Origin of the sequence: Pseudomonas sp. USHLN015, from assembly GCF_037153275.1 — a bacterium.
GTDB lineage: Bacteria > Pseudomonadota > Gammaproteobacteria > Pseudomonadales > Pseudomonadaceae > Metapseudomonas > Metapseudomonas tohonis.
Genome location: NZ_JBBCKP010000003.1, coordinates 1 through 23,011 on the forward strand (window position 1 = coordinate 1; position 23,011 = coordinate 23,011).

Here is a 23,011-nt window from a genome sequence, read left to right on the forward strand (position 1 = left end):
TGATCCCATCCCGAACTCAGTAGTGAAACGATGCATCGCCGATGGTAGTGTGGAGTTTCTCCATGTGAGAGTAGGTCATCGTCAAGCACCTATACCAAACCCCCGATCTTCACAAGAAGGTCGGGGGTTTGACTTTGCGCTTAAGAAAATCGGCCACAGCGTCGAGATTTGTCGAATGTCCTTTCGACTATATGGCCTATTCCAATCTGTACTTTTCTATGCAATCCCAGCATGCATGGCTATGATGCGTGCCTCATTCTGAGACGGTGCGCGCATGCTTACCTTATTGAAGCTCCTACAGGACGGCCAGTTTCACTCCGGTGAGGAGTTGGGGCGGGCGCTCGGTGTTAGTCGAAGTGCCGTCTGGAAGCAATTGCAATCTCTCGAGGCGAACTACGACGTCCGGTTTCATAAGCTGCGTGGCAAAGGCTACCGATTGGAAGCTCCGATGAGTCTTCTTGATCCCGCAAGGCTGAATGACGGCGTGCCGGGCTTTTCCTGTGCTGTTGTTGAAACCGTCGATTCCACTAATGCTGAAGTCATGCGGCGTATCGCCGCTGGAGCCGAGACTCCTTTTGCTGTCCTGGCAGAGCACCAGACCGGCGGTCGCGGCAGGCGCGGTCGGGAATGGGTCAGCCCCTATGGGCAGAATCTTTACTGCAGCGTGGGCTTGCGCGTCGAGGGGGGCGTGGGCCATCTAGAGGGCCTTAGTCTCATAGTAGGGCTGGCTGTCCTGCGAGCAATACGTTTGAGCGGGCTCTCTGGTCTTGGGCTCAAGTGGCCCAACGATATTCTGGTCAATGACCGCAAGATAGCGGGAATTCTTCTGGAGTTGATTGGGGATCCCGCAGACATCTGCAGTGTCATTATTGGTATCGGCATCAACGTCAATATGCGTGGGGCTAACGCGGAGATAAGTCAGCCCTGGACCTCCATTGTTCTCGAAAGTGGTGGTTTTTTTGATCGAACCGCGCTTGCCATAAATGTTCTTGAGCAGCTGAATTACTGTCTGGCGCAATGTCATCGCGAGGGCTTCAAGGTCCTGCGGGCTGAGTGGGAGGCTGACCATCTCTGGCGCGGGAGGCAGGCCTCGCTGATTGCGGGCAAACAGCGTGTCGATGGCGTCATTCTGGGGGTGGACGATAGTGGTGCCCTGCGAATGGATGTTGATGGTTCCGAGAAGATTTTCAGTGGCGGAGAGCTCAGTTTGAGGTTGCGTAATGATTCTTGAGCTTGATTGCGGTAACAGCTTCATCAAGTGGCGCGTGATCTCTACTACCGAGATGCGAGTTCTTGCCGGAGGTATCGTAGGTTCCGAGGATGAGCTGATCGCGGTGCTCTCGACATCCAAGATTGAGCTGAGCTGGTGTCGCCTCGTAAGCGTGCGTACCGACGATGAAACCCATCGGCTCATGGATAAATTGCGCGCGGCCTTTGCTATCGAATCTGCTTGTGCTCAGCCTTCCAGGGAGATGGCTGGGGTGCGCAACGGCTATGACGATTTTCAGCGCCTGGGGCTTGATCGATGGCTTGCTGTTCTTGGGGCTTATCATCTGTCGAATAGTGCATGTCTGGTCCTGGATCTTGGTACGGCGGTTACCTCCGACTTCGTTTCTGCAGCGGGGGAACATCTTGGCGGCTTCATCTGTCCAGGAATGCCGCTCATGCGTAATCAGTTGCGAACGCATACTCGACGTATCCGGTATGGCGATGACGCCGCAGAGCGAGCTCTGCAGGAAATGGTGCCGGGGCGCTCAACAGTCGAGGCTGTAGAGCGAGGCTGCCTGTTGATGTTGCAAGGTTTTGTGCACACCCAGGTTGTGCAGGCGAGGGACTGGCTGGGAGGTTGCTTCGAGCTCTATCTGACAGGTGGAGATGCCTTTCTGGTGAAGGATGAGTTTCCCCAGGCCAAAGTCCTTCCGGATCTTGTGTTCGTTGGATTGGCGATTGCCTGCCCGTTACCTTGAGGTTTGTCATGCGTTGGATGTTTCTGCTTTTGCTGGTTCTCAATCTTTTCTATTACGTGTGGCATCAACAGCAGGCGCCTCTGCGCGCTAAAGAAGTGGAAACGCTCTCTTTATATAGAGGAGGGCAGCAGGACATCCGGCTACTGAGTGAGTCGAAAGACGCCAGGCCCAGGCATGAAGAGCAATCGGTGCAGCAGGCTACGGCTGAGCAGAATGCATGCCTATACCTTGGAAGTTTTGAGCAGGAAGCCCAGGCAAGGGAGGTTGAGCAGCGCCTGGTCGCGCTTGATATTCAGGGGCAGGTTCAAGAAGTCGATGCGGCCGCCGGAGTGGATTATTGGGTCTATCTCGCTCCGCTGGCATCGCGGCAGGCATCGTTGCGTCAACTCAAGGAGCTTCAGGCGCGGAAAATAGACAGCTACATCATCAGTCAGGGTGACTTGCAGAACGGCATTTCGCTGGGGATTTTTCCGCGGATGGACTCCGCTGAAAGCGTGATGGCGCGTTTGAAGGATGCGGGTTATGAACCTTCCATGCGCGAACTCGCGCGCTCTCATCGAGATTTCTGGGTTCGCATCGCCCCGGAAAGCCGACGTCTAGCTGATGATGCGTTGCTTGGGGAACTGGCTCGGGACTTCGCTGGGCTCCAACATAAAATAATGCCGTGCGAAAACGTTGCATCCTCCAGATAGTTTGAATAGAATGGCGCCCGCTTCGCAGCTAGGCTGAAAAAGTGGAACTGCGGAGCTGCTGTCAAAGTAAGCTAACCTCAAGATTTAAATGAGAAAATGCTTGACAGTAGGGTGGCAGAGAATGAAAATGCCGCCTCCCGATTGGAGGGATTCCCGAGCGGCCAAAGGGATCAGACTGTAAATCTGACGTCATAGACTTCGAAGGTTCGAATCCTTCTCCCTCCACCAGATTCAAGCGTGAGCACCGGGCTCCGCGGGTATAGTTCAGTGGTAGAACCTCAGCCTTCCAAGCTGATGATGCGGGTTCGATTCCCGCTACCCGCTCCAGGTTTGATGTTCATGCAATGTGTTTGGCTCATGTAGCTCAGCTGGTAGAGCACACCCTTGGTAAGGGTGAGGTCAGCGGTTCGATTCCGCTCATGAGCTCCATCTCAACAAAGGCAGATATGTAAATATCTGCCTTTGTTTTAATGGTGGCGTGACTCGCTCAATTCTTTGATGGGAGACGTTCTCGATGGCTAAAGAAAAATTCGAACGTAACAAACCGCACGTCAACGTCGGCACCATTGGTCACGTAGACCATGGCAAGACCACCCTGACTGCTGCTCTGACCAAAGTCTGCTCCGAGACCTGGGGTGGTTCTGCTCGCGCTTTCGACCAGATCGACAACGCGCCGGAAGAGAAAGCTCGCGGTATCACCATCAACACCTCCCACGTTGAGTACGACTCCGCTGTTCGTCACTACGCTCACGTTGACTGCCCCGGTCACGCTGACTACGTGAAGAACATGATCACCGGTGCTGCTCAGATGGACGGCGCTATCCTGGTTTGCTCCGCTGCTGACGGCCCCATGCCGCAGACTCGCGAGCACATCCTGCTGTCCCGTCAGGTAGGCGTTCCCTACATCGTCGTGTTCCTGAACAAGGCCGACATGGTTGACGACGCCGAGCTGCTGGAACTGGTCGAAATGGAAGTTCGCGATCTGCTGAACACCTACGACTTCCCGGGCGACGACACTCCGATCGTAATCGGTTCCGCGCTGATGGCGCTGGAAGGCAAAGACGACAACGAAATCGGCGTCTCCGCTGTTCGCAAGCTGGTAGAGACCCTGGACTCCTACATTCCGGAGCCGGTTCGTGCCATCGACCAGCCGTTCCTGATGCCGATCGAAGACGTGTTCTCCATCTCCGGCCGCGGCACCGTGGTTACCGGTCGTGTTGAGCGCGGTATCGTCAAGGTCCAGGAAGAAGTGGAAATCGTTGGTATCCGTGATACCAGCAAGACCATCTGCACCGGCGTTGAAATGTTCCGCAAGCTGCTCGACGAAGGTCGTGCTGGTGAGAACGTTGGTATCCTGCTGCGCGGCACCAAGCGTGACGACGTAGAGCGTGGCCAGGTTCTGGCCAAGCCGGGCACCATCAAGCCGCACACCAAGTTCGAGTGCGAAGTGTACGTTCTGTCCAAGGAAGAAGGTGGTCGTCACACCCCGTTCTTCAAGGGCTACCGTCCGCAGTTCTACTTCCGTACCACCGACGTGACCGGTAACTGCGAACTGCCGGAAGGCGTTGAGATGGTAATGCCGGGCGACAACATCAAGATGGTTGTCACCCTGATCGCTCCGATCGCCATGGAAGACGGTCTGCGTTTCGCGATTCGCGAAGGCGGCCGTACCGTTGGTGCCGGCGTGGTTGCCAAGATCATCGAGTAATCGGTTGATCTAACTCCGTCAGGCCGGCATAATGGTCGGCCTGACTTCGTTACAGGCCAGTAGCTCAATTGGCAGAGCGGCGGTCTCCAAAACCGCAGGTTGGGGGTTCGATTCCCTCCTGGCCTGCCAAATTTCCAAGAAGGAAGTTTGGCAAATATTCACAAGGTCCTAGCTGATGAATGCCAAGGCTGAAGCCAAAGAAACACGCTTCGACGTTCTGAAGTGGATCGTTGTGGCTGCTATCGTCGCGGTTGGTGTGGTTGGTAATCAGTATTTTTCTGCTGAGCCGATCATCTATCGCGTTCTTGTTCTGCTTGTTCTGGGTGCGGGTGCTGCCTTTGTAGCGCTGCAGACTGCCAAGGGGCAAGCATTCTTTGTTCTGGCTAAAGAGGCGCGTGCGGAGATCCGCAAGGTCGTTTGGCCGACTCGTCAGGAAACCACGCAGACCACGCTTATCGTTGTGGCTGTTGTTCTGGTAATGGCGCTGCTGCTGTGGGGGCTCGATTCCCTGCTCGGTTGGCTTGTTTCGATGATTGTAGGTTAAGGGTGCGCCGTGGCTAAGCGTTGGTACGTTGTGCATGCCTACTCCGGTTATGAAAAGCATGTAATGCGTTCGCTGGTGGAGCGCGTCAAGCTTGCCGGCATGGAAGATGGTTTTGGCGAGATTCTGGTCCCTACCGAAGAAGTGGTGGAGATGCGGAATGGCCAGAAGCGCAAAAGTGAGCGCAAGTTCTTCCCTGGTTACGTGCTTGTTCAGATGGAAATGAACGAGGGGACTTGGCACTTGGTCAAGGACACTCCTCGTGTAATGGGTTTCATTGGTGGTACCGCCGACAAGCCGGCGCCTATCACCGACAAAGAGGCTGAGGCGATCCTGCGTCGCGTCGCTGATAGCGGCGACAAGCCCAAGCCCAAGACATTGTTCGAGCCGGGCGAAACGGTTCGTGTCATTGATGGCCCGTTCGCGGACTTCAATGGTGTCGTTGAAGAGGTTAATTACGAGAAGAGCCGGATTCAGGTTGCCGTGCTCATCTTCGGCCGCTCCACGCCGGTGGAGTTGGAGTTCAGCCAGGTCGAGAAGGCATAGCTGAAAATAGGCATCCCATACCCCGCAGCCAATGGTTGCGGGGTTTTGTCGTCACTGGGATAAACGCGCAAGCAAACGGGGAGCCTCAGGGCGTTCGAACCCGCAATTGGAGTTATAGATGGCTAAGAAGATTCAGGCTTATATCAAGCTGCAAGTGAAGGCTGCTCAAGCCAACCCGTCCCCGCCGGTCGGCCCGGCTCTGGGTCAGCATGGCGTGAACATCATGGAATTCTGCAAGGCGTTCAACGCCAAGACCCAGGGCATGGAGCCCGGTCTGCCGACTCCCGTGATCATCACTGTCTACAGCGACCGCAGCTTCACTTTCGAAACCAAAAGCACCCCGGCTTCCGTGCTTCTGAAGAAAGCGGCTGGCATCACCAGCGGCTCTGCTCGCCCGAACAGCCAGAAAGTCGGCACCGTTACCCGTGCTCAGCTGGAAGATATCGCCAAGGCAAAACAGGCTGATCTGACTGCAGCTGACCTGGATGCGGCCGTGCGTACCATCGCCGGTTCCGCTCGTAGCATGGGCCTGAACGTGGAGGGTGTGTAAATGGCTAAGCTGACCAAGCGCCAGAAGGCTATCGCCGAGAAAATCGAAGCCGGCAAACAATACGGTTTCGAAGACGCCGCCAAACTGCTGGCTGAGCTGTCGACCATCAAGTTCAAAGAGTCCGTTGATATCTCCATCAACCTGGGCGTTGATCCGCGTAAATCCGACCAGGTCGTACGTGGCGCTACCGTGCTGCCGAACGGCACCGGCAAAAGCGTTCGCGTTGCCGTGTTCACCCAGGGTCCGGGCGCTGAAGCTGCTCTGGCTGCCGGCGCTGACCGCGTAGGCATGGACGAGCTGGCTGCCGAAATGAAGGGCGGCGACCTGAACTATGACGTCGTCATCGCCTCCCCGGACGCGATGCGTGTTGTCGGTCAGCTGGGCCAGATTCTCGGTCCGCGCGGCCTGATGCCGAACCCGAAGGTTGGTACCGTGACTCCGGACGTGGCCACCGCCGTGAAGAATGCCAAGGCTGGTCAGGTGCGTTTCCGTACCGACAAGAACGGCATCATCCACGCCTCCGTTGGCAAGATCGATTTCGAGCCGGTCAAACTGAAGCAGAACGTCGAAGCTCTGCTGGTTGACCTGAAGCGCCTGAAGCCCTCCACCTCCAAGGGTGTGTACGTTCAGCGCGTGACCCTGAGCACCACCATGGGCCCGGGTCTGCAGATCGATCAGGCTTCCCTGGAAGCCTAAGGAATGAAGTCGCAGCGGGTACGCCCGCTGCGCAGGTATTGGGGTCCCTGCCTGGCGGGGGCTATCCAAGACCGTAGGCGGTGAAAGCCTCAAACCGGGAAATCTTTCCCGAGCCTACGCAGATGGTGCTCCCGATTCGTTTACCGAATCAGACACCAAAACGCCGTCCGGCCCCGGCTGGACGAACCGGTAACATCCAGGAGTGAACCCGTGGCAATTAAACTCGAAGACAAGAAGGCCATCGTCGCTGAAGTCAACGAGGCTGCCAAAGCTGCCCTGTCCGCTGTCGTGGCTGATGCCCGTGGCGTGACCGTGGGAGCCATGACCGGACTCCGTAAAGAGGCCCGCGAGGCTGGTGTGTACGTGAAAGTCGTGCGTAACACCCTGGCTCGTCGCGCCGTTGAAGGTACTTCTTTCGAAGTCCTCGGCGACGTGTTCAAAGGCCCGACCCTGATCGCGTTCTCCAACGAACATCCGGGCGCTGCCGCTCGTATCTTCAAGGAGTTCTCGAAGGGTCAGGACAAGTTCGAGATCAAGGCTGCCGCGTTCGAAGGCAAGCTGATCGCAGCTAACCAGATCGACGTACTGGCAACTCTGCCGACCTACGACGAGGCCGTATCGCAGCTGATGAGCGTGATTCAAGGCGCTACCAGCAAGCTGGCTCGTACCCTGGCGGCAATTCGCGACCAGAAGGAAAGCGCTGCTGCCTGATCCAGGCGCGCTGCTTCTTCTACGTAAACTCGTTTAATTCGATGGCCGTTAAAGGCTGTCCATCTATACAGGAATTAGAGTCATGGCTCTGACCAACGAAGACATCATCAACGCCGTATCCGAAATGTCCGTGATGCAAGTTGTTGAACTGATCAAGGCAATGGAAGAGAAATTCGGCGTTACCGCCGCTGCTGCCGTTGCTGCTGGCCCGGCTGTTGCCGCTGCCGCTGCTGAAGAGCAAACCGAGTTCAACATCGTTCTGACCGAAGCCGGCGACAAGAAAGTGAACGTCATCAAAGTCGTTCGCGAACTGACCGGTCTGGGCCTGAAAGAAGCCAAGGCTGTTGTTGACGGCGCCCCGGGCGTTGTCAAAGAAGGCGCTTCGAAAGAAGAAGCCGAAGCTGCCAAGAAGGCTCTGGAAGAAGCTGGCGCCAAAGTCGAGCTCAAGTAAGCGACGACTTTGCGTCTACAGCCCGAGCGACTCGCGCGAGGCTGATGGCTGGTGGCTTATGCCACCGGCCTTTTTCCGTTCTAGGTGGCCGGCGCATGCCTCCACCGGAACGTGAAAAACCACCCGAGAGGTGGCGCAAACCAAGGGGTTTGCACGATTTTCTGGCTACTCCCGTCGGGGGAGCCAAACAAGCAGGTGACCAAGCTGGGGAACGCTGATGGCTTACTCATACACTGAGAAAAAACGTATCCGCAAAGACTTTAGCAAGTTGCCGGACGTCATGGATGTACCCTACCTCCTGGCCATCCAGCTGGATTCGTATCGCGAATTCCTGCAGGCGGGCGCGAGCAAGGACCAGTTTCGTGATATCGGCCTGCACGCGGCCTTCAAGTCTGTATTCCCGATTATCAGCTATTCCGGTAACGCCGCTCTGGAATACGTCGGCTATCGCCTGGGCGAGCCGGCTTTCGATGTCAAGGAATGCGTGCTGCGCGGCGTAACCTTCGCCGTGCCGCTGCGAGTCAAAGTCCGTCTGATCATTTTCGACAAAGAGTCGTCGAACAAGGCGATCAAGGACATCAAGGAGCAGGAAGTCTACATGGGGGAAATCCCCCTGATGACCGAGAACGGTACCTTCATCATCAACGGTACCGAGCGCGTCATCGTCTCCCAGCTGCACCGGTCTCCGGGCGTGTTCTTCGACCACGACCGCGGCAAGACCCACAGCTCGGGCAAGCTGCTGTACTCCGCTCGCATCATCCCCTACCGCGGCTCCTGGCTGGACTTCGAGTTCGACCCGAAGGACTGCGTATTCGTTCGTATCGACCGTCGCCGCAAGCTGCCGGCTTCGGTACTGCTGCGCGCGCTCGGCTACAGCACTGAAGAAGTGCTCGATGCCTTCTATGCGACCAACGTTTTCCACGTGAAAGGCGAGATCCTGCACCTGGAGCTCGTGCCTCACCGTCTGCGCGGCGAAATCGCCGTGTTCGACATCAAGGACGAGAACGGCAAGGTCATCGTTGAGCAAGGCCGCCGCATCACCGCGCGCCACATCAACCAGTTGGAAAAGGCCGGCATCAAGGAACTGGAAGTCCCGCTGGACTACGTTCTCGGCCGCACCACCGCCAAGGCGATCGTGCATCCGGCCACCGGCGAGATCATCGCCGAGTGCAACACCGAGCTGACCACCGACGTCCTGGTGAAGATCGCCAAGGCTCAGGTCGTTCGCATCGAGACCCTGTATACCAACGACATCGACTGCGGTCCGTTCATCTCCGACACCCTGAAGATCGACTCCACCGGCAACCAGCTGGAAGCCCTGGTCGAGATCTACCGCATGATGCGTCCCGGTGAGCCGCCGACCAAGGAAGCCGCCGAGACCCTGTTCAACAACCTGTTCTTCAGCGCCGAACGTTACGACCTGTCCGCCGTCGGCCGCATGAAGTTCAACCGTCGTATCGGTCGCACCGAGATCGAAGGTTCGGGCGTGCTGAGCAAGGAAGACATCGTCGAGGTCCTCAAGACCCTGGTCGACATCCGTAACGGCAAGGGTATCGTCGACGACATCGACCACCTGGGTAACCGTCGCGTACGTTGCGTCGGCGAGATGGCCGAGAACCAGTTCCGTGTCGGTCTCGTGCGCGTCGAGCGTGCGGTCAAGGAACGTCTGTCGATGGCCGAAAGCGAAGGCCTGATGCCGCAAGACCTGATCAACGCCAAGCCGGTGGCTGCCGCGATCAAGGAATTCTTCGGTTCCAGCCAGCTCTCGCAGTTCATGGACCAGAACAACCCGCTCTCCGAAATCACCCACAAGCGCCGTGTCTCCGCACTCGGCCCAGGTGGTCTGACCCGTGAGCGCGCCGGCTTCGAAGTCCGCGACGTACACCCGACCCACTACGGCCGCGTGTGCCCGATCGAGACCCCTGAAGGTCCGAACATCGGTCTGATCAACTCCCTTGCCACCTATGCCCGCACCAACCAGTACGGCTTCCTGGAAAGCCCGTACCGTGTTGTAAAAGGCACCCAGGTGACCGACGAGATCGTCTTCCTCTCCGCAATCGAAGAGGCCGACCACGTCATCGCCCAGGCGTCCGCGACCCTGAACGAGAAGGGCCAGCTGATCGACGAACTGGTGGCCGTGCGTCACCTGAACGAGTTCACCGTCAAGGCGCCGGAAGACGTCACCCTCATGGACGTTTCGCCGAAGCAGGTTGTTTCCGTCGCTGCCTCGCTGATTCCGTTCCTCGAGCACGACGACGCCAACCGTGCACTCATGGGTTCGAACATGCAGCGTCAGGCCGTGCCGACCCTGCGTGCCGACAAGCCCCTGGTCGGTACCGGCATGGAGCGCAATGTCGCCCGTGACTCCGGCGTCTGCGTCGTGGCCCGTCGTGGCGGCGTGATCGACTCCGTCGATGCCAGCCGTATCGTGGTCCGCGTCAATGACGACGAAGTCGAAACCGGTGAAGCCGGTGTCGACATCTACAACCTGACCAAATACACCCGTTCCAACCAGAACACCTGCATCAACCAGCGCCCGCTGGTGCAGAAGGGTGACCAGGTCTCCCGCAGCGACATCCTCGCCGACGGTCCGTCCACCGACATGGGTGAACTGGCTCTCGGTCAGAACATGCGCGTTGCGTTCATGCCCTGGAACGGCTTCAACTTCGAAGACTCCATCTGCCTCTCCGAGCGTGTGGTCCAGGAAGATCGCTTCACCACCATCCACATCCAGGAACTGACCTGTGTGGCGCGTGACACGAAGCTCGGCCCAGAAGAAATCACCGCTGACATCCCGAACGTGGGTGAAGCAGCGCTGAACAAGCTGGACGAAGCGGGCATCGTTTACGTGGGTGCCGAAGTCGGTGCTGGCGACATCCTGGTCGGCAAGGTCACCCCGAAAGGCGAGACCCAGCTGACTCCGGAAGAGAAGCTGCTGCGCGCCATCTTCGGTGAGAAGGCTTCCGACGTTAAGGACACCTCCCTGCGCGTGCCGACCGGCACCAAGGGCACCGTCATCGACGTCCAGGTCTTCACCCGTGACGGCGTGGAGCGCGATAGCCGTGCGCTGGCCATCGAGAAGATGCAGCTCGACGAGATCCGCAAGGACCTGAACGAAGAGTTCCGCATCGTCGAAGGCGCTACCTTCGAACGTCTGCGCTCCGCCCTGGTCGGTGCCAAGGCCGAAGGCGGCGCTGGCCTGAAGAAAGGTGCCGAGATCGATGACGCCTTCCTCGACGGCCTCGACCATGGTCAGTGGTTCAAGCTGCGCATGTCTGACGACGCACTGAACGAGCAGTTGGAAAAGGCCCAGGCCTATCTCTCCGATCGCCGCCAGCTGCTCGACGACAAGTTCGAAGACAAGAAGCGCAAGCTGCAGCAAGGCGACGACCTGGCTCCGGGCGTACTGAAGATCGTCAAGGTCTACCTGGCCATCAAGCGTCGCATCCAGCCGGGCGACAAGATGGCGGGCCGCCACGGTAACAAGGGTGTGGTCTCCGTGATCATGCCGGTCGAAGACATGCCCCACGATGCCAATGGCACCCCGGTGGACATCGTCCTCAACCCGCTGGGCGTACCGTCGCGTATGAACGTCGGCCAGATCCTCGAAACCCACCTGGGGCTCGCGGCCAAGGGCCTGGGCGAGAAGATCAACCGCATGCTCGAAGAGCAGCGCAAGGTCGCCGAGCTGCGCAAGTTCCTCCACGAGATCTACAACGAGATCGGTGGTCGTCAGGAAAACCTGGATGAACTGGGCGACCAGGAAATCCTCGACCTGGCCAAGAACCTGCGTGCTGGTGTGCCGATGGCTACCCCGGTGTTCGACGGTGCCAAGGAACGCGAGATCAAGGCCATGCTGAAGCTGGCCGATCTGCCGGAAAGTGGTCAGATGCGCCTGTTCGACGGTCGTACCGGCAACATGTTCGAGCGTCCGACCACCGTCGGCTACATGTACATGCTGAAGCTGAACCACCTGGTCGACGACAAGATGCACGCACGTTCCACCGGCTCTTACAGCCTGGTTACCCAGCAGCCGCTGGGTGGTAAGGCGCAGTTCGGTGGCCAGCGTTTCGGGGAGATGGAGGTCTGGGCGCTGGAAGCCTACGGCGCTGCCTACACCCTGCAGGAAATGCTGACCGTGAAGTCGGACGACGTGAACGGCCGTACCAAGATGTACAAGAACATCGTGGACGGGGATCACCGCATGGAGGCTGGCATGCCCGAGTCCTTCAACGTGTTGATCAAAGAGATCCGGTCGCTCGGCATCGACATCGAACTGGAAACCGAATAACACGAGACGCCCATACGCTGCGGCTGGTCAAGGCCGGTCGCAGCGGGTCCGTGAGGAGGAAAGGCCTTGAAAGACTTGCTGAATCTGTTGAAAAACCAGGGTCAAATCGAAGAGTTCGATGCCATCCGTATTGGCCTGGCCTCGCCCGAGATGATCCGTTCCTGGTCCTTCGGTGAAGTGAAGAAGCCGGAGACCATCAACTACCGTACCTTCAAGCCGGAGCGCGATGGCCTGTTCTGCGCCAAGATCTTCGGCCCGGTGAAGGACTACGAGTGCCTGTGCGGTAAGTACAAGCGCCTCAAGCATCGCGGCGTGATCTGCGAGAAGTGCGGTGTCGAAGTCGCCCTGGCCAAAGTGCGCCGTGAGCGCATGGGCCACATCGAGCTGGCTTCGCCGGTCGCCCACATCTGGTTCCTGAAGTCCCTGCCGTCCCGTATCGGCCTGCTGCTGGACATGACCCTGCGTGACATCGAACGCGTGCTCTATTTCGAGAGCTACGTGGTGATCGATCCGGGCATGACCACCCTGGAAAAGGGCCAACTGCTCAACGACGAGCAGTACTTCGAAGCCCTCGAAGAGTTCGGCGACGACTTCGATGCCCGCATGGGTGCCGAGGCCGTTCGCGAGCTGCTGAACGCCATCGACCTGGAACACGAGATCGGCCGCCTGCGCGAAGAGATTCCGCAGACCAACTCGGAAACCAAGATCAAGAAGCTGTCCAAGCGCCTGAAGCTGATGGAGGCCTTCCAGGGCTCCGGCAACCATCCCGAGTGGATGGTGCTGACCGTCCTGCCGGTGCTCCCGCCGGACCTGCGTCCGCTGGTTCCGCTGGATGGTGGCCGCTTCGCGACCTCCGATCTCAACGATCTGTATCGCCGCGTCATCAACCGAAACAACCGCCTGAAGCGCCTGCTCGACCTGGCCGCTCCGGACATCATCGTGCGCAACGAAAAGCGCATGCTGCAGGAAGCTGTCGACGCTCTGCTGGACAACGGTCGTCGTGGTCGCGCCATCACCGGCTCGAACAAGCGCCCGCTGAAGTCCCTGGCCGACATGATCAAGGGTAAGCAAGGTCGCTTCCGTCAGAACCTGCTCGGTAAGCGCGTGGACTACTCCGGTCGTTCCGTGATCACCGTGGGTCCGACCCTGCGTCTGCACCAGTGCGGTCTGCCGAAGAAGATGGCCCTCGAGCTGTTCAAGCCGTTCATCTTCGGCAAGCTCGAAGCCCGCGGCATGGCCACCACCATCAAGGCGGCCAAGAAGATGGTCGAGCGCGAGCTGCCCGAGGTCTGGGACGTTCTCGCCGAAGTCATCCGTGAACACCCCGTACTGCTCAACCGCGCACCGACCCTCCACCGTCTGGGTATCCAGGCATTCGAGCCGGTGCTCATCGAAGGCAAGGCCATCCAGCTGCACCCGCTGGTCTGCGCGGCGTACAACGCCGACTTCGACGGTGACCAGATGGCCGTTCACGTCCCGCTGACCCTCGAGGCCCAGCTGGAAGCGCGCGCGCTGATGATGTCCACCAACAACATCCTGTCCCCCGCCAACGGCGAGCCGATCATCGTGCCGTCGCAGGACGTGGTACTGGGTCTGTACTACATGACCCGTGAGGCGGTGAACGCCAAGGGTGAAGGTCGCGTATTCGCCGACCTGCAGGAAGTCGACCGCGTATTCCGCGCCGGCGAAGCGTCCCTGCACGCCCGCGTGAAAGTCCGCATCAACGAGACCGTGAAGGACAAGGACGGCTCCATCACCAAGAACACCCGTATCGTCGACACCACTGTCGGCCGTGCGCTGCTGTTCCAGGTGGTTCCGGCTGGCCTCGCGTTCGACGTGGTCAACCAGCCGATGAAGAAGAAGGCGATCTCCAAGCTGATCAACCAGTGCTATCGCGTGGTTGGCCTCAAGGACACCGTCATCTTCGCCGACCAGCTGATGTACACCGGCTTCGCCTACTCCACCATCTCCGGTGTCTCGATCGGTGTTAACGACTTCGTGATCCCGGACGAGAAGGCCCGCATCATCGACGCGGCCACCGAGGAAGTGAAGGAGATCGAGTCCCAGTACGCCTCCGGCCTGGTAACCCAGGGCGAGAAGTACAACAAGGTGATCGACCTCTGGTCCAAGGCGAACGATGAAGTGTCCAAGGCGATGATGGCCAACCTCTCGAAAGAGAAAGTGGTCGATCGCGAGGGCAAGGAAGTCGATCAGGAGTCCTTCAACTCCATGTACATGATGGCTGACTCCGGTGCGCGGGGCTCCGCGGCACAGATCCGTCAGCTCGCCGGCATGCGTGGCCTGATGGCCAAGCCGGACGGCTCCATCATCGAGACCCCCATCACCGCGAACTTCCGTGAAGGCCTGAACGTACTCCAGTACTTCATCTCCACTCACGGTGCTCGTAAAGGTCTGGCGGACACCGCACTGAAGACCGCGAACTCCGGTTACCTGACCCGTCGTCTCGTCGACGTGGCCCAGGACCTGGTCGTGACCGAGATCGACTGCGGCACCGAACAGGGCCTGCTGATGACTCCGCACATCGAAGGCGGCGACGTGGTCGAGCCCCTGGGTGAGCGTGTACTGGGTCGAGTGATCGCCCGTGACGTGTTCAAGCCGGGCTCCGACGAGGTCATCGTTCCGGCCGGTACCCTGGTCGACGAGCAGTGGGTCGAGTTCATCGAGCGCGCCAGCATCGACGAAGTGATCGTGCGTTCGCCGATCAGCTGCGAAACCCGCTACGGCATCTGCGCCAAGTGCTACGGCCGCGATCTGGCCCGTGGTCACCAGGTGAACATCGGTGAAGCGGTCGGCGTCATCGCCGCCCAGTCCATCGGTGAGCCGGGTACCCAGCTGACCATGCGTACCTTCCACATCGGTGGTGCGGCCAGCCGTACTTCCGCAGCCGACAACGTCCAGGTCAAGAACGGCGGTACCATCCGCCTGCACAACCTGAAGCACGTCGAGAACCTCAACGGCCATCTGGTTGCCGTTTCCCGTTCCGGCGAGCTGGCCGTTGCCGACGACTTCGGTCGCGAGCGCGAGCGTTACAAGCTGCCCTATGGTGCTGTCATCAGCGTCAAGGAAGGTGACAAGGTCGATCCGGGCGCCATCGTCGCCAAGTGGGACCCGCACACCCACCCGATCGTGACCGAAATGAAGGGTACCGTTACCTTCGTCGGCATGGAGGAGGGCATCACCATCAAGCGTCAGACCGACGAACTGACCGGCCTGACGAACATCGAAGTCTTGGATCCGAAGGATCGCCCGGCAGCCGGCAAGGACATTCGTCCGGCCGTGAAGCTGGTCGACGCCAATGGCAAGGAGCTGCTGCTGCCGGGTACCGACGTACCGGCCCAGTACTTCCTGCCGGCGAACGCCCTGGTTGGCGTTGCCGACGGTGCTCAAGTGGGCGTGGGTGACGTTATCGCCCGTATCCCGCAAGAGACTTCGAAAACCCGCGACATCACCGGTGGTCTGCCGCGTGTTGCCGACCTGTTCGAAGCGCGTCGTCCGAAAGAGCCGTCGATCCTGGCGGAAATCAGCGGCACGATCTCCTTCGGCAAGGAAACCAAGGGCAAGCGTCGCCTGGTCATCACCCCGACCGACGGCAGCGATCCCTACGAAGAGCTGATTCCGAAGTGGCGCCACCTGAACGTCTTCGAAGGCGAACAGGTAAACCGCGGCGAAGTCATCTCCGACGGTCCGAGCAACCCGCACGACATCCTGCGTCTGCTGGGCGTCAGCGCACTGGCCAAGTACATCGTCAACGAGATCCAGGACGTGTACCGCCTCCAGGGCGTGAAGATCAACGACAAGCACATTGAGACCATCCTGCGTCAGATGCTGCGCAAGGTCGAGATCGCCGAGTCGGGTGACTCCAGCTTCATCAAGGGCGACCAGATGGAGCTGACCCAGGTACTGGAAGAGAACGAGCGTCTGGCGACCGAAGATCGCTTCATCGCCAAGTTCGAACGTGTCCTGCTGGGTATCACCAAGGCTTCGCTGTCGACCGAGTCGTTCATCTCCGCAGCGTCCTTCCAGGAGACCACTCGCGTTCTTACCGAGGCGGCGGTCACTGGCAAGCGCGACTACCTGCGTGGCCTGAAGGAAAACGTCGTGGTGGGTCGTCTGATCCCGGCCGGTACCGGCCTGGCCTACCACAGCGAGCGCAAGCGTCAGCGCGAAGCCGGCAAGCCGGTCCGTGTGAGCGCGAGCGAAGTGGAAGCGGCGCTGACCGAAGCGCTGAACTCCAGCGGCAATTGAGTGCAAAGCCCCGGCCGACTTCTGTCGCCCGGGGCTTTGTCTTGACTGGGGGAATTAGTCTCTTTAGACTCATGCACCCCTAAATTTGGCAGGGCATGCGCTCTGCCATTTTGCTTTAGGGCAATAGCGTCGAAAGACAACAGTGGAGCTTATAGATGGCAACTATCAACCAGCTGGTACGTCAGCCGCGCAAGCGTATCGTCGAAAAATCCGACGTTCCTGCGCTGCAGAACTGCCCGCAGCGTCGTGGCGTGTGCACTCGCGTGTACACCACCACGCCGAAAAAACCGAACTCCGCACTCCGTAAGGTTTGCCGTGTTCGCCTGACCAACGGTTTTGAAGTCACCTCCTACATCGGTGGTGAAGGTCACAACCTGCAGGAGCACAGCGTAGTGCTGATCCGTGGCGGTCGTGTAAAAGACCTTCCGGGTGTTCGCTACCACACCGTTCGTGGCTCTCTGGACACCACTGGTGTCAAAGACCGTAAGCAGGGCCGTTCCAAGTACGGTACCAAGCGTCCGAAGTAATTCGGTCCGCTCACTGATTTTCAATTTTATTGAGTCGATAAGAGTAAGGTCGGGCGTAACCGAATGGTTATGGTTCCGGGCTAACCTGAAGACCGTTTGAGGGCTTATCAATGCCAAGACGTCGTGTAGCAGCCAAGCGTGAGATCCTGGACGATCCGAAATACGGAAGCCAGATCCTCGCCAAGTTCATGAACCACGTGATGGAAAGCGGCAAGAAGGCCGTAGCCGAGCGCATCGTTTACGGTGCCCTGGATACTGTCAAATCCCGCAAGAACGCCGATCCCCTGGAGATCTTCGAGAAAGCTCTCGACGCCATCGCTCCGCTGGTCGAAGTCAAGTCCCGCCGTGTAGGCGGTGCTACCTACCAGGTTCCGGTCGAAGTTCGTCCGTCCCGTCGCAATGCGCTGGCCATGCGCTGGCTGGTGGACTCCGCGCGCAAGCGTGGCGAGAAGTCCATGGCCCTGCGCCTCGCTGGCGAGCTGCTGGATGCCTTCGATGGCAAAGGCGCTGCTGTCAAGAAGCGTGAAGACGTGCACCGTATGGCCGAAGCCAACAAGGCGTTCTCGCACTACCGCTTCTAATTACGGCATCCATTCTTTCGCGAGGGCTTTATGGCTCGTAATACAGCAATTAACCGCTACCGGAACATTGGTATCTGTGCCCACGTAGACGCGGGCAAGACCACCACTACCGAGCGGATCCTGTTCTACACAGGTCTCAGCCACAAGATGGGTGAGGTGCACGACGGTGCAGCCACTACCGACTGGATGGTGCAGGAGCAGGAGCGTGGTATCACCATTACCTCCGCTGCCATCACCACCTTCTGGGAAGGCTCCCGTGGTCAGTACGACAAGTACCGCGTAAACGTCATCGACACCCCCGGCCACGTAGACTTCACCATTGAAGTTGAGCGCTCCCTGCGCGTGCTGGACGGTGCTGTCGTGGTGTTCTGCGGCACTTCCGGTGTTGAGCCGCAGTCCGAAACCGTATGGCGCCAGGCCAACAAGTACGGCGTTCCGCGTATCGTCTACGTGAACAAGATGGACCGCGCTGGTGCCAACTTCCTGCGCGTCGTCGGTCAGATCAAGAACCGCCTGGGTCACACCCCGGTTCCGGTTCAGCTGGCCATCGGTGCTGAAGATGACTTCCAGGGTCAGATCGACCTCCTGAAAATGAAGGCCATCTACTGGAACGAAGACGACAAGGGCACCTCCTACCGCGAGGAAGACATTCCTGCGGAGCTGGTCGACCTGGCCAACGAGTGGCGCAACAACATGGTCGAGGCTGCTGCCGAAGCCAACGAAGAGCTGATGAACAAGTACCTGGAAGAGGGTGAGCTGACGATCGAAGAGATCAAGGCCGGCCTGCGTCAGCGTACTATCGCCTGCGAAATCGTTCCGGCTGTCTGCGGTTCTTCCTTCAAGAACAAGGGTGTGCCTCTGGTTCTCGACGCCGTTATCGACTTCCTGCCGGCTCCGACCGAGATCCCTGCGATCAAGGGTGTGCATCCGGACAGCACCGATGACAACGAGATCCATGACGAGCGTCCTGCAGACGACGGCGCTCCGTTCTCCGCTCTTGCGTTCAAGATCGCTACCGACCCGTTCGTAGGTACCCTGACCTTCGTTCGCGTCTACTCGGGCGTTCTGGAGTCGGGCCAGTCGGTCATCAACTCCGTGAAAGGCAAGAAAGAGCGCGTTGGTCGTATGGTGCAGATGCACGCCAACCAGCGTGACGAGATCAAGGAAGTGCGCGCTGGCGACATCGCGGCCCTGATCGGCATGAAGGACGTCACCACCGGTGACACCCTGTGCGACATCGACAAGCCGATCATCCTCGAGCGCATGGACTTCCCGGAGCCGGTAATCTCGGTGGCCGTTGAGCCGAAGACCAAGGCTGACCAGGAAAAGATGGGTATCGCCCTCGGCAAGCTGGCCCAGGAAGACCCGTCGTTCCGCGTCAAGACCGACGAAGAGACCGGCCAGACCATCATCTCCGGTATGGGTGAGCTGCACCTGGACATCCTCGTCGACCGCATGAAGCGCGAGTTCGGCGTCGAGGCCAACATCGGCAAGCCGCAGGTTTCCTATCGTGAAACCATCACCAAGGACAACGTCGAGATCGAAGGCAAGTTCGTTCGTCAGTCCGGTGGTCGTGGTCAGTTCGGTCACTGCTGGATCCGTTTCTCGGCTGCCGATGTGGACGAGAAGGGCAACATCACCGAAGGTCTGGTGTTCACCAACGAAGTCGTGGGTGGTGTGGTTCCGAAGGAATACATCCCGGCGATCCAGAAGGGCATCGAAGAGCAGATGAAGAACGGCGTTGTCGCCGGCTACCCGCTCATCGGCCTGAAGGCTTCCGTGTTCGATGGTTCGTACCACGACGTCGACTCCAACGAGATGGCGTTCAAGATCGCTGCCTCCATGGCGACCAAGCAGCTGGCCCAGAAGGGCGGCGGTAAAGTGCTTGAGCCGATCATGAAGGTAGAGGTGGTAACTCCTGAGGATTACATGGGCGACGTGATGGGTGACCTGAACCGTCGTCGTGGCCTGATTCAGGGGATGGAAGACTCGGTTTCCGGTAAGGTTATCCGTGCAGAAGTTCCGCTGGGCGAGATGTTCGGTTATGCAACCGACGTACGTTCCATGTCTCAGGGTCGCGCTAGCTACTCCATGGAATTCGCAAAATACGCCGAAGCTCCGTCGAACGTCGTCGAAGCGCTGGTTAAAAAACAAGGTTGATTCAGCCCTTTAAGTAAGAGGTTTACTGTCGTGGCTAAGGAAAAATTCGAACGTAACAAACCGCACGTCAACGTCGGCACCATTGGTCACGTAGACCATGGCAAGACCACCCTGACTGCTGCTCTGACCAAAGTCTGCTCCGAGACCTGGGGTGGTTCTGCTCGCGCTTTCGACCAGATCGACAACGCGCCGGAAGAGAAAGCTCGCGGTATCACCATCAACACCTCCCACGTTGAGTACGACTCCGCTGTTCGTCACTACGCTCACGTTGACTGCCCCGGTCACGCTGACTACGTGAAGAACATGATCACCGGTGCTGCTCAGATGGACGGCGCTATCCTGGTTTGCTCCGCTGCTGACGGCCCCATGCCGCAGACTCGCGAGCACATCCTGCTGTCCCGTCAGGTAGGCGTTCCCTACATCGTCGTGTTCCTGAACAAGGCCGACATGGTTGACGACGCCGAGCTGCTGGAACTGGTCGAAATGGAAGTTCGCGATCTGCTGAACACCTACGACTTCCCGGGCGACGACACTCCGATCGTAATCGGTTCCGCGCTGATGGCGCTGGAAGGCAAAGACGACAACGAAATCGGCGTCTCCGCTGTTCGCAAGCTGGTAGAGACCCTGGACTCCTACATTCCGGAGCCGGTTCGTGCCATCGACCAGCCGTTCCTGATGCCGATCGAAGACGTGTTCTCCATCTCCGGCCGCGGCACCGTGGTTACCGGTCGTGTTGAGCGCGGTATCGTCAAGGTCCAGGAAGAAGTGGAAATCGTTGGTATCCGTGATACCAGCAAGACCATCTGCACCGGCGTTGAAATGTTCCGCAAGCTGCTCGACGAAGGTCGTGCTGGTGAGAACGTTGGTATCCTGCTGCGCGGCACCAAGCGTGACGACGTAGAGCGTGGCCAGGTTCTGGCCAAGCCGGGCACCATCAAGCCGCACACCAAGTTCGAGTGCGAAGTGTACGTTCTGTCCAAGGAAGAAGGTGGTCGTCACACCCCGTTCTTCAAGGGCTACCGTCCGCAGTTCTACTTCCGTACCACCGACGTGACCGGTAACTGCGAACTGCCGGAAGGCGTTGAGATGGTAATGCCGGGCGACAACATCAAGATGGTTGTCACCCTGATCGCTCCGATCGCCATGGAAGACGGTCTGCGTTTCGCGATTCGCGAAGGCGGCCGTACCGTTGGTGCCGGCGTGGTTGCCAAGATCATCGAGTAATCGAAGATCCTGACGAGAGAAGGGGCCCTTAGGGCCCCTTCTCTTTTGGTTGGTCAAAAGTTGACACCCTTCCGGTGCATCCGTACAATCACGCCTCCTTTTAACGGGCGTAGTCCGTCCGTTGGGGAAAGCAGAGATAGAGTCTGAGGTCAAAATGCAAAACCAACAAATCCGTATTCGGTTGAAGGCTTTTGACCATCGCCTGATCGATCAATCCACCCAGGAAATCGTGGAAACCGCGAAACGTACTGGTGCTCAGGTGCGTGGTCCTATTCCTCTGCCTACTCGCAAAGAGCGGTACACCGTTCTGATCTCCCCGCACGTCAACAAAGACGCGCGCGATCAGTACGAAATCCGTACCCATAAGCGTGTCCTGGACATCGTCCAGCCGACGGATAAAACCGTCGATGCGCTGATGAAGCTCGACCTTGCGGCAGGCGTGGAAGTGCAGATCAGCCTCGGCTAATAACCTTCGGGTTCTTAGTCGTGTAACGCTCTGAAATGGGCGGCCATAGCGGGTGAAAGCCCCGTACACTCATGAGGTTTACAACATGACTATTGGTGTAGTCGGTCGTAAGTGCGGCATGACCCGCATTTTCACCGAAGAAGGTGTCTCCATTCCGGTCACGGTCATTGAGATCGAGCCGAATCGCGTCACCCAGTTCAAGACTGAAGAAAGCGATGGCTATCGTGCAGTGCAGGTCACTGTCGGTGAGCGTCGTGCTTCGCGCGTGACAGCTGCTCAGGCTGGTCACTTCGCCAAGGCTAACGTTGCCGCTGGTCGCAGCGTCTGGGAATTCCGTCTCGAAGACGGCGAATACCAGGCTGGCGATCAGATCACTGCCGAGGTTTTCCAGGCTGGTCAGCTGGTTGACGTTACCGGTCAGTCGAAAGGTAAAGGCTACGCCGGCACCATCAAGCGCTGGAATTTCCGTGGTCAAGACAATACCCACGGTAACTCCGTTTCCCACCGCGCCCCGGGCTCCATTGGCCAGTGCCAGACTCCTGGTCGTGTCTTCAAGGGCAAGAAAATGTCCGGTCACCTCGGCGCTGAGCGAGTGACTGTGCAGTCCCTGGAAGTTGTGCGTGTCGATGCAGAACGTAATCTGCTGCTGGTAAAAGGTGCCGTTCCCGGCGCTACCGGTGGTGATGTCGTTGTGCGTCCGGCTGCCAAGGCTCGTGGTTAAGAGGGGAAGCTGAGATGCAATTGAATGTAAATGGCGCTCAGGCTATCGAAGTCGACGAGCGTACCTTTGGTGGCGAGTTCAACGAGACCCTGGTTCACCAGGCTGTCGTCGCCTACATGGCTGGCGGTCGTCAGGGCACTCGTGCGCAGAAGACTCGCTCCGAAGTATCCGGTGGCGGCAAGAAGCCCTGGCGTCAGAAGGGCACCGGTCGTGCTCGTGCTGGCACCATCCGTAGCCCCATCTGGCGTTCCGGTGGTACCACTTTCGCCGCCAAGCCGCAGGATCACTCCCAGAAGCTCAACAAGAAGATGTATCGCGCTGCTCTGCGCTCCATCCTCTCCGAGCTGGTCCGTCAGGATCGTCTGGTCGTGGTTGCCGACTTCGCAGTCGAGGCGCCGAAAACCAAGGATCTGCTGGGCAAGCTGAACGGCCTGGGCCTGACCGACGTCCTCATCGTTTCCGATGATGTCGATCAGAACCTATACCTGGCTGCTCGCAACCTGCCGCATGTCGACGTCCGTGACGTGCAAGGTTCCGACCCGGTAAGCCTGATCGCCTACGACAAGGTGTTGATCACCGTGTCCGCCGTGAAGAAATTCGAGGAGCTGCTGGGATGAACCAGGAACGCGTATTCAAGGTGCTGGTTGGCCCGCACATCTCCGAGAAGGCTACCGTGCTGGCAGATGGCAAAAGCCAATTCGTTTTCAAGGTTGCCACCGATGCAACCAAGCTGGAAATCAAGAAGGCCGTAGAAAGCCTGTTCAGCGTGAAGGTAGAAGCCGTCCGCACTGTCAACGTACAGGGCAAGACCAAGCGTACCGCTCGCGGCCTGGGCAAGCGCAACGACTGGAAAAAGGCGTACATCGCCCTCCAGCCGGGTCAAGATCTCGATTTCGCCAGCAGCGCTGAGTAA

At 58.7% G+C, this 23,011-nt stretch carries 20 protein-coding genes, 4 tRNA genes and 1 rRNA gene; all 25 read left to right on the forward strand.

The window, feature by feature from the left end:
• Window positions 1-87 (forward strand): 5S ribosomal RNA (rrf, locus tag WFQ67_RS30330); the annotation flags it as partial.
• A 187-nt stretch (window positions 88-274) separates the two neighbouring features.
• The gene (gene birA, locus WFQ67_RS06115; protein WP_213628208.1) at window positions 275-1,231 is read left to right on the forward strand and encodes a bifunctional biotin--[acetyl-CoA-carboxylase] ligase/biotin operon repressor BirA; all 957 of its coding nucleotides are present in this window, start codon (window positions 275-277) and stop codon (window positions 1,229-1,231) included.
• Window positions 1,221-1,967 (forward strand): pantothenate kinase, encoded by a 747-nt coding sequence (locus WFQ67_RS06120; RefSeq protein WP_213628209.1) that lies wholly within the window; start codon window positions 1,221-1,223, stop codon window positions 1,965-1,967. The genes birA and WFQ67_RS06120 overlap by 11 nt, the downstream gene beginning before the upstream one ends.
• Window positions 1,968-1,975: 8 nt before the next feature.
• Window positions 1,976-2,659 carry an SPOR domain-containing protein gene (locus tag WFQ67_RS06125; protein ID WP_337056405.1) on the forward strand — a complete coding sequence of 228 codons (684 nt, stop codon included), beginning with the start codon at window positions 1,976-1,978 and terminating at the stop codon, window positions 2,657-2,659.
• A gap of 143 nt (window positions 2,660-2,802) precedes the next feature.
• Window positions 2,803-2,887, forward strand: a tRNA-Tyr gene (locus WFQ67_RS06130).
• 25 nt (window positions 2,888-2,912) lie between these two features.
• Window positions 2,913-2,986, forward strand: a tRNA-Gly gene (locus tag WFQ67_RS06135).
• A 26-nt stretch (window positions 2,987-3,012) separates the two neighbouring features.
• A tRNA-Thr gene (locus tag WFQ67_RS06140) sits at window positions 3,013-3,088 on the forward strand.
• Between the two features lie 85 nt (window positions 3,089-3,173).
• Window positions 3,174-4,367 (forward strand): elongation factor Tu, encoded by a 1,194-nt coding sequence (gene tuf / locus WFQ67_RS06145; RefSeq protein ID WP_175384238.1) that lies wholly within the window; start codon window positions 3,174-3,176, stop codon window positions 4,365-4,367.
• Between the two features lie 53 nt (window positions 4,368-4,420).
• Window positions 4,421-4,496 (forward strand) — tRNA-Trp (locus WFQ67_RS06150).
• Window positions 4,497-4,542: 46 nt separating this feature from the next.
• A complete protein-coding gene (gene secE, locus WFQ67_RS06155) occupies window positions 4,543-4,911 on the forward strand; it encodes a preprotein translocase subunit SecE (protein WP_021217006.1) in 369 nt (122 codons plus the stop codon).
• Window positions 4,912-4,920: 9 nt separating this feature from the next.
• Window positions 4,921-5,454 (forward strand): transcription termination/antitermination protein NusG, encoded by a 534-nt coding sequence (nusG, locus tag WFQ67_RS06160; RefSeq protein WP_111261967.1) that lies wholly within the window; start codon window positions 4,921-4,923, stop codon window positions 5,452-5,454.
• Window positions 5,455-5,572: 118 nt separating this feature from the next.
• Window positions 5,573-6,004, forward strand: coding sequence for a 50S ribosomal protein L11 (rplK, locus tag WFQ67_RS06165; RefSeq protein WP_173180337.1), 432 nt, complete (start codon window positions 5,573-5,575; stop codon window positions 6,002-6,004).
• Window positions 6,005-6,700: a 50S ribosomal protein L1 gene (gene rplA / locus WFQ67_RS06170; RefSeq protein ID WP_111261965.1), complete on the forward strand. Its 696-nt coding sequence runs from the start codon at window positions 6,005-6,007 to the stop codon at window positions 6,698-6,700.
• A gap of 210 nt (window positions 6,701-6,910) precedes the next feature.
• The gene (rplJ, locus tag WFQ67_RS06175) at window positions 6,911-7,411 is read left to right on the forward strand and encodes a 50S ribosomal protein L10 (protein WP_021217010.1); all 501 of its coding nucleotides are present in this window, start codon (window positions 6,911-6,913) and stop codon (window positions 7,409-7,411) included.
• Between the two features lie 82 nt (window positions 7,412-7,493).
• Complete coding sequence (rplL, locus tag WFQ67_RS06180) at window positions 7,494-7,862, forward strand: 50S ribosomal protein L7/L12 (protein ID WP_111261964.1); 369 nt, start codon at window positions 7,494-7,496, stop codon at window positions 7,860-7,862.
• A gap of 217 nt (window positions 7,863-8,079) precedes the next feature.
• Window positions 8,080-12,153 carry a DNA-directed RNA polymerase subunit beta gene (gene rpoB, locus WFQ67_RS06185; protein WP_173180336.1) on the forward strand — a complete coding sequence of 1,358 codons (4,074 nt, stop codon included), beginning with the start codon at window positions 8,080-8,082 and terminating at the stop codon, window positions 12,151-12,153.
• A gap of 66 nt (window positions 12,154-12,219) precedes the next feature.
• Window positions 12,220-16,419 (forward strand): DNA-directed RNA polymerase subunit beta', encoded by a 4,200-nt coding sequence (gene rpoC / locus WFQ67_RS06190; protein ID WP_111261962.1) that lies wholly within the window; start codon window positions 12,220-12,222, stop codon window positions 16,417-16,419.
• Window positions 16,420-16,574: 155 nt separating this feature from the next.
• Window positions 16,575-16,946 carry a 30S ribosomal protein S12 gene (rpsL, locus tag WFQ67_RS06195; RefSeq protein ID WP_021217014.1) on the forward strand — a complete coding sequence of 124 codons (372 nt, stop codon included), beginning with the start codon at window positions 16,575-16,577 and terminating at the stop codon, window positions 16,944-16,946.
• A gap of 110 nt (window positions 16,947-17,056) precedes the next feature.
• On the forward strand, window positions 17,057-17,527 hold the full coding sequence (gene rpsG / locus WFQ67_RS06200) for a 30S ribosomal protein S7 (RefSeq protein ID WP_111261961.1): 471 nt from the start codon (window positions 17,057-17,059) through the stop codon (window positions 17,525-17,527).
• A gap of 30 nt (window positions 17,528-17,557) precedes the next feature.
• Window positions 17,558-19,687, forward strand: a complete 2,130-nt coding sequence (gene fusA / locus WFQ67_RS06205) for an elongation factor G (RefSeq protein WP_337056406.1) — start codon at window positions 17,558-17,560, stop codon at window positions 19,685-19,687.
• Between the two features lie 30 nt (window positions 19,688-19,717).
• A complete protein-coding gene (gene tuf, locus WFQ67_RS06210; RefSeq protein WP_175384238.1) occupies window positions 19,718-20,911 on the forward strand; it encodes an elongation factor Tu in 1,194 nt (397 codons plus the stop codon).
• A gap of 154 nt (window positions 20,912-21,065) precedes the next feature.
• Window positions 21,066-21,377, forward strand: a complete 312-nt coding sequence (gene rpsJ, locus WFQ67_RS06215) for a 30S ribosomal protein S10 (protein ID WP_003243886.1) — start codon at window positions 21,066-21,068, stop codon at window positions 21,375-21,377.
• Between the two features lie 85 nt (window positions 21,378-21,462).
• Window positions 21,463-22,098 carry a 50S ribosomal protein L3 gene (rplC, locus tag WFQ67_RS06220; protein ID WP_021219591.1) on the forward strand — a complete coding sequence of 212 codons (636 nt, stop codon included), beginning with the start codon at window positions 21,463-21,465 and terminating at the stop codon, window positions 22,096-22,098.
• A 14-nt stretch (window positions 22,099-22,112) separates the two neighbouring features.
• A complete protein-coding gene (gene rplD, locus WFQ67_RS06225; protein WP_111261958.1) occupies window positions 22,113-22,715 on the forward strand; it encodes a 50S ribosomal protein L4 in 603 nt (200 codons plus the stop codon).
• On the forward strand, window positions 22,712-23,011 hold the full coding sequence (gene rplW, locus WFQ67_RS06230) for a 50S ribosomal protein L23 (RefSeq protein ID WP_021219593.1): 300 nt from the start codon (window positions 22,712-22,714) through the stop codon (window positions 23,009-23,011). The genes rplD and rplW overlap by 4 nt, the downstream gene beginning before the upstream one ends.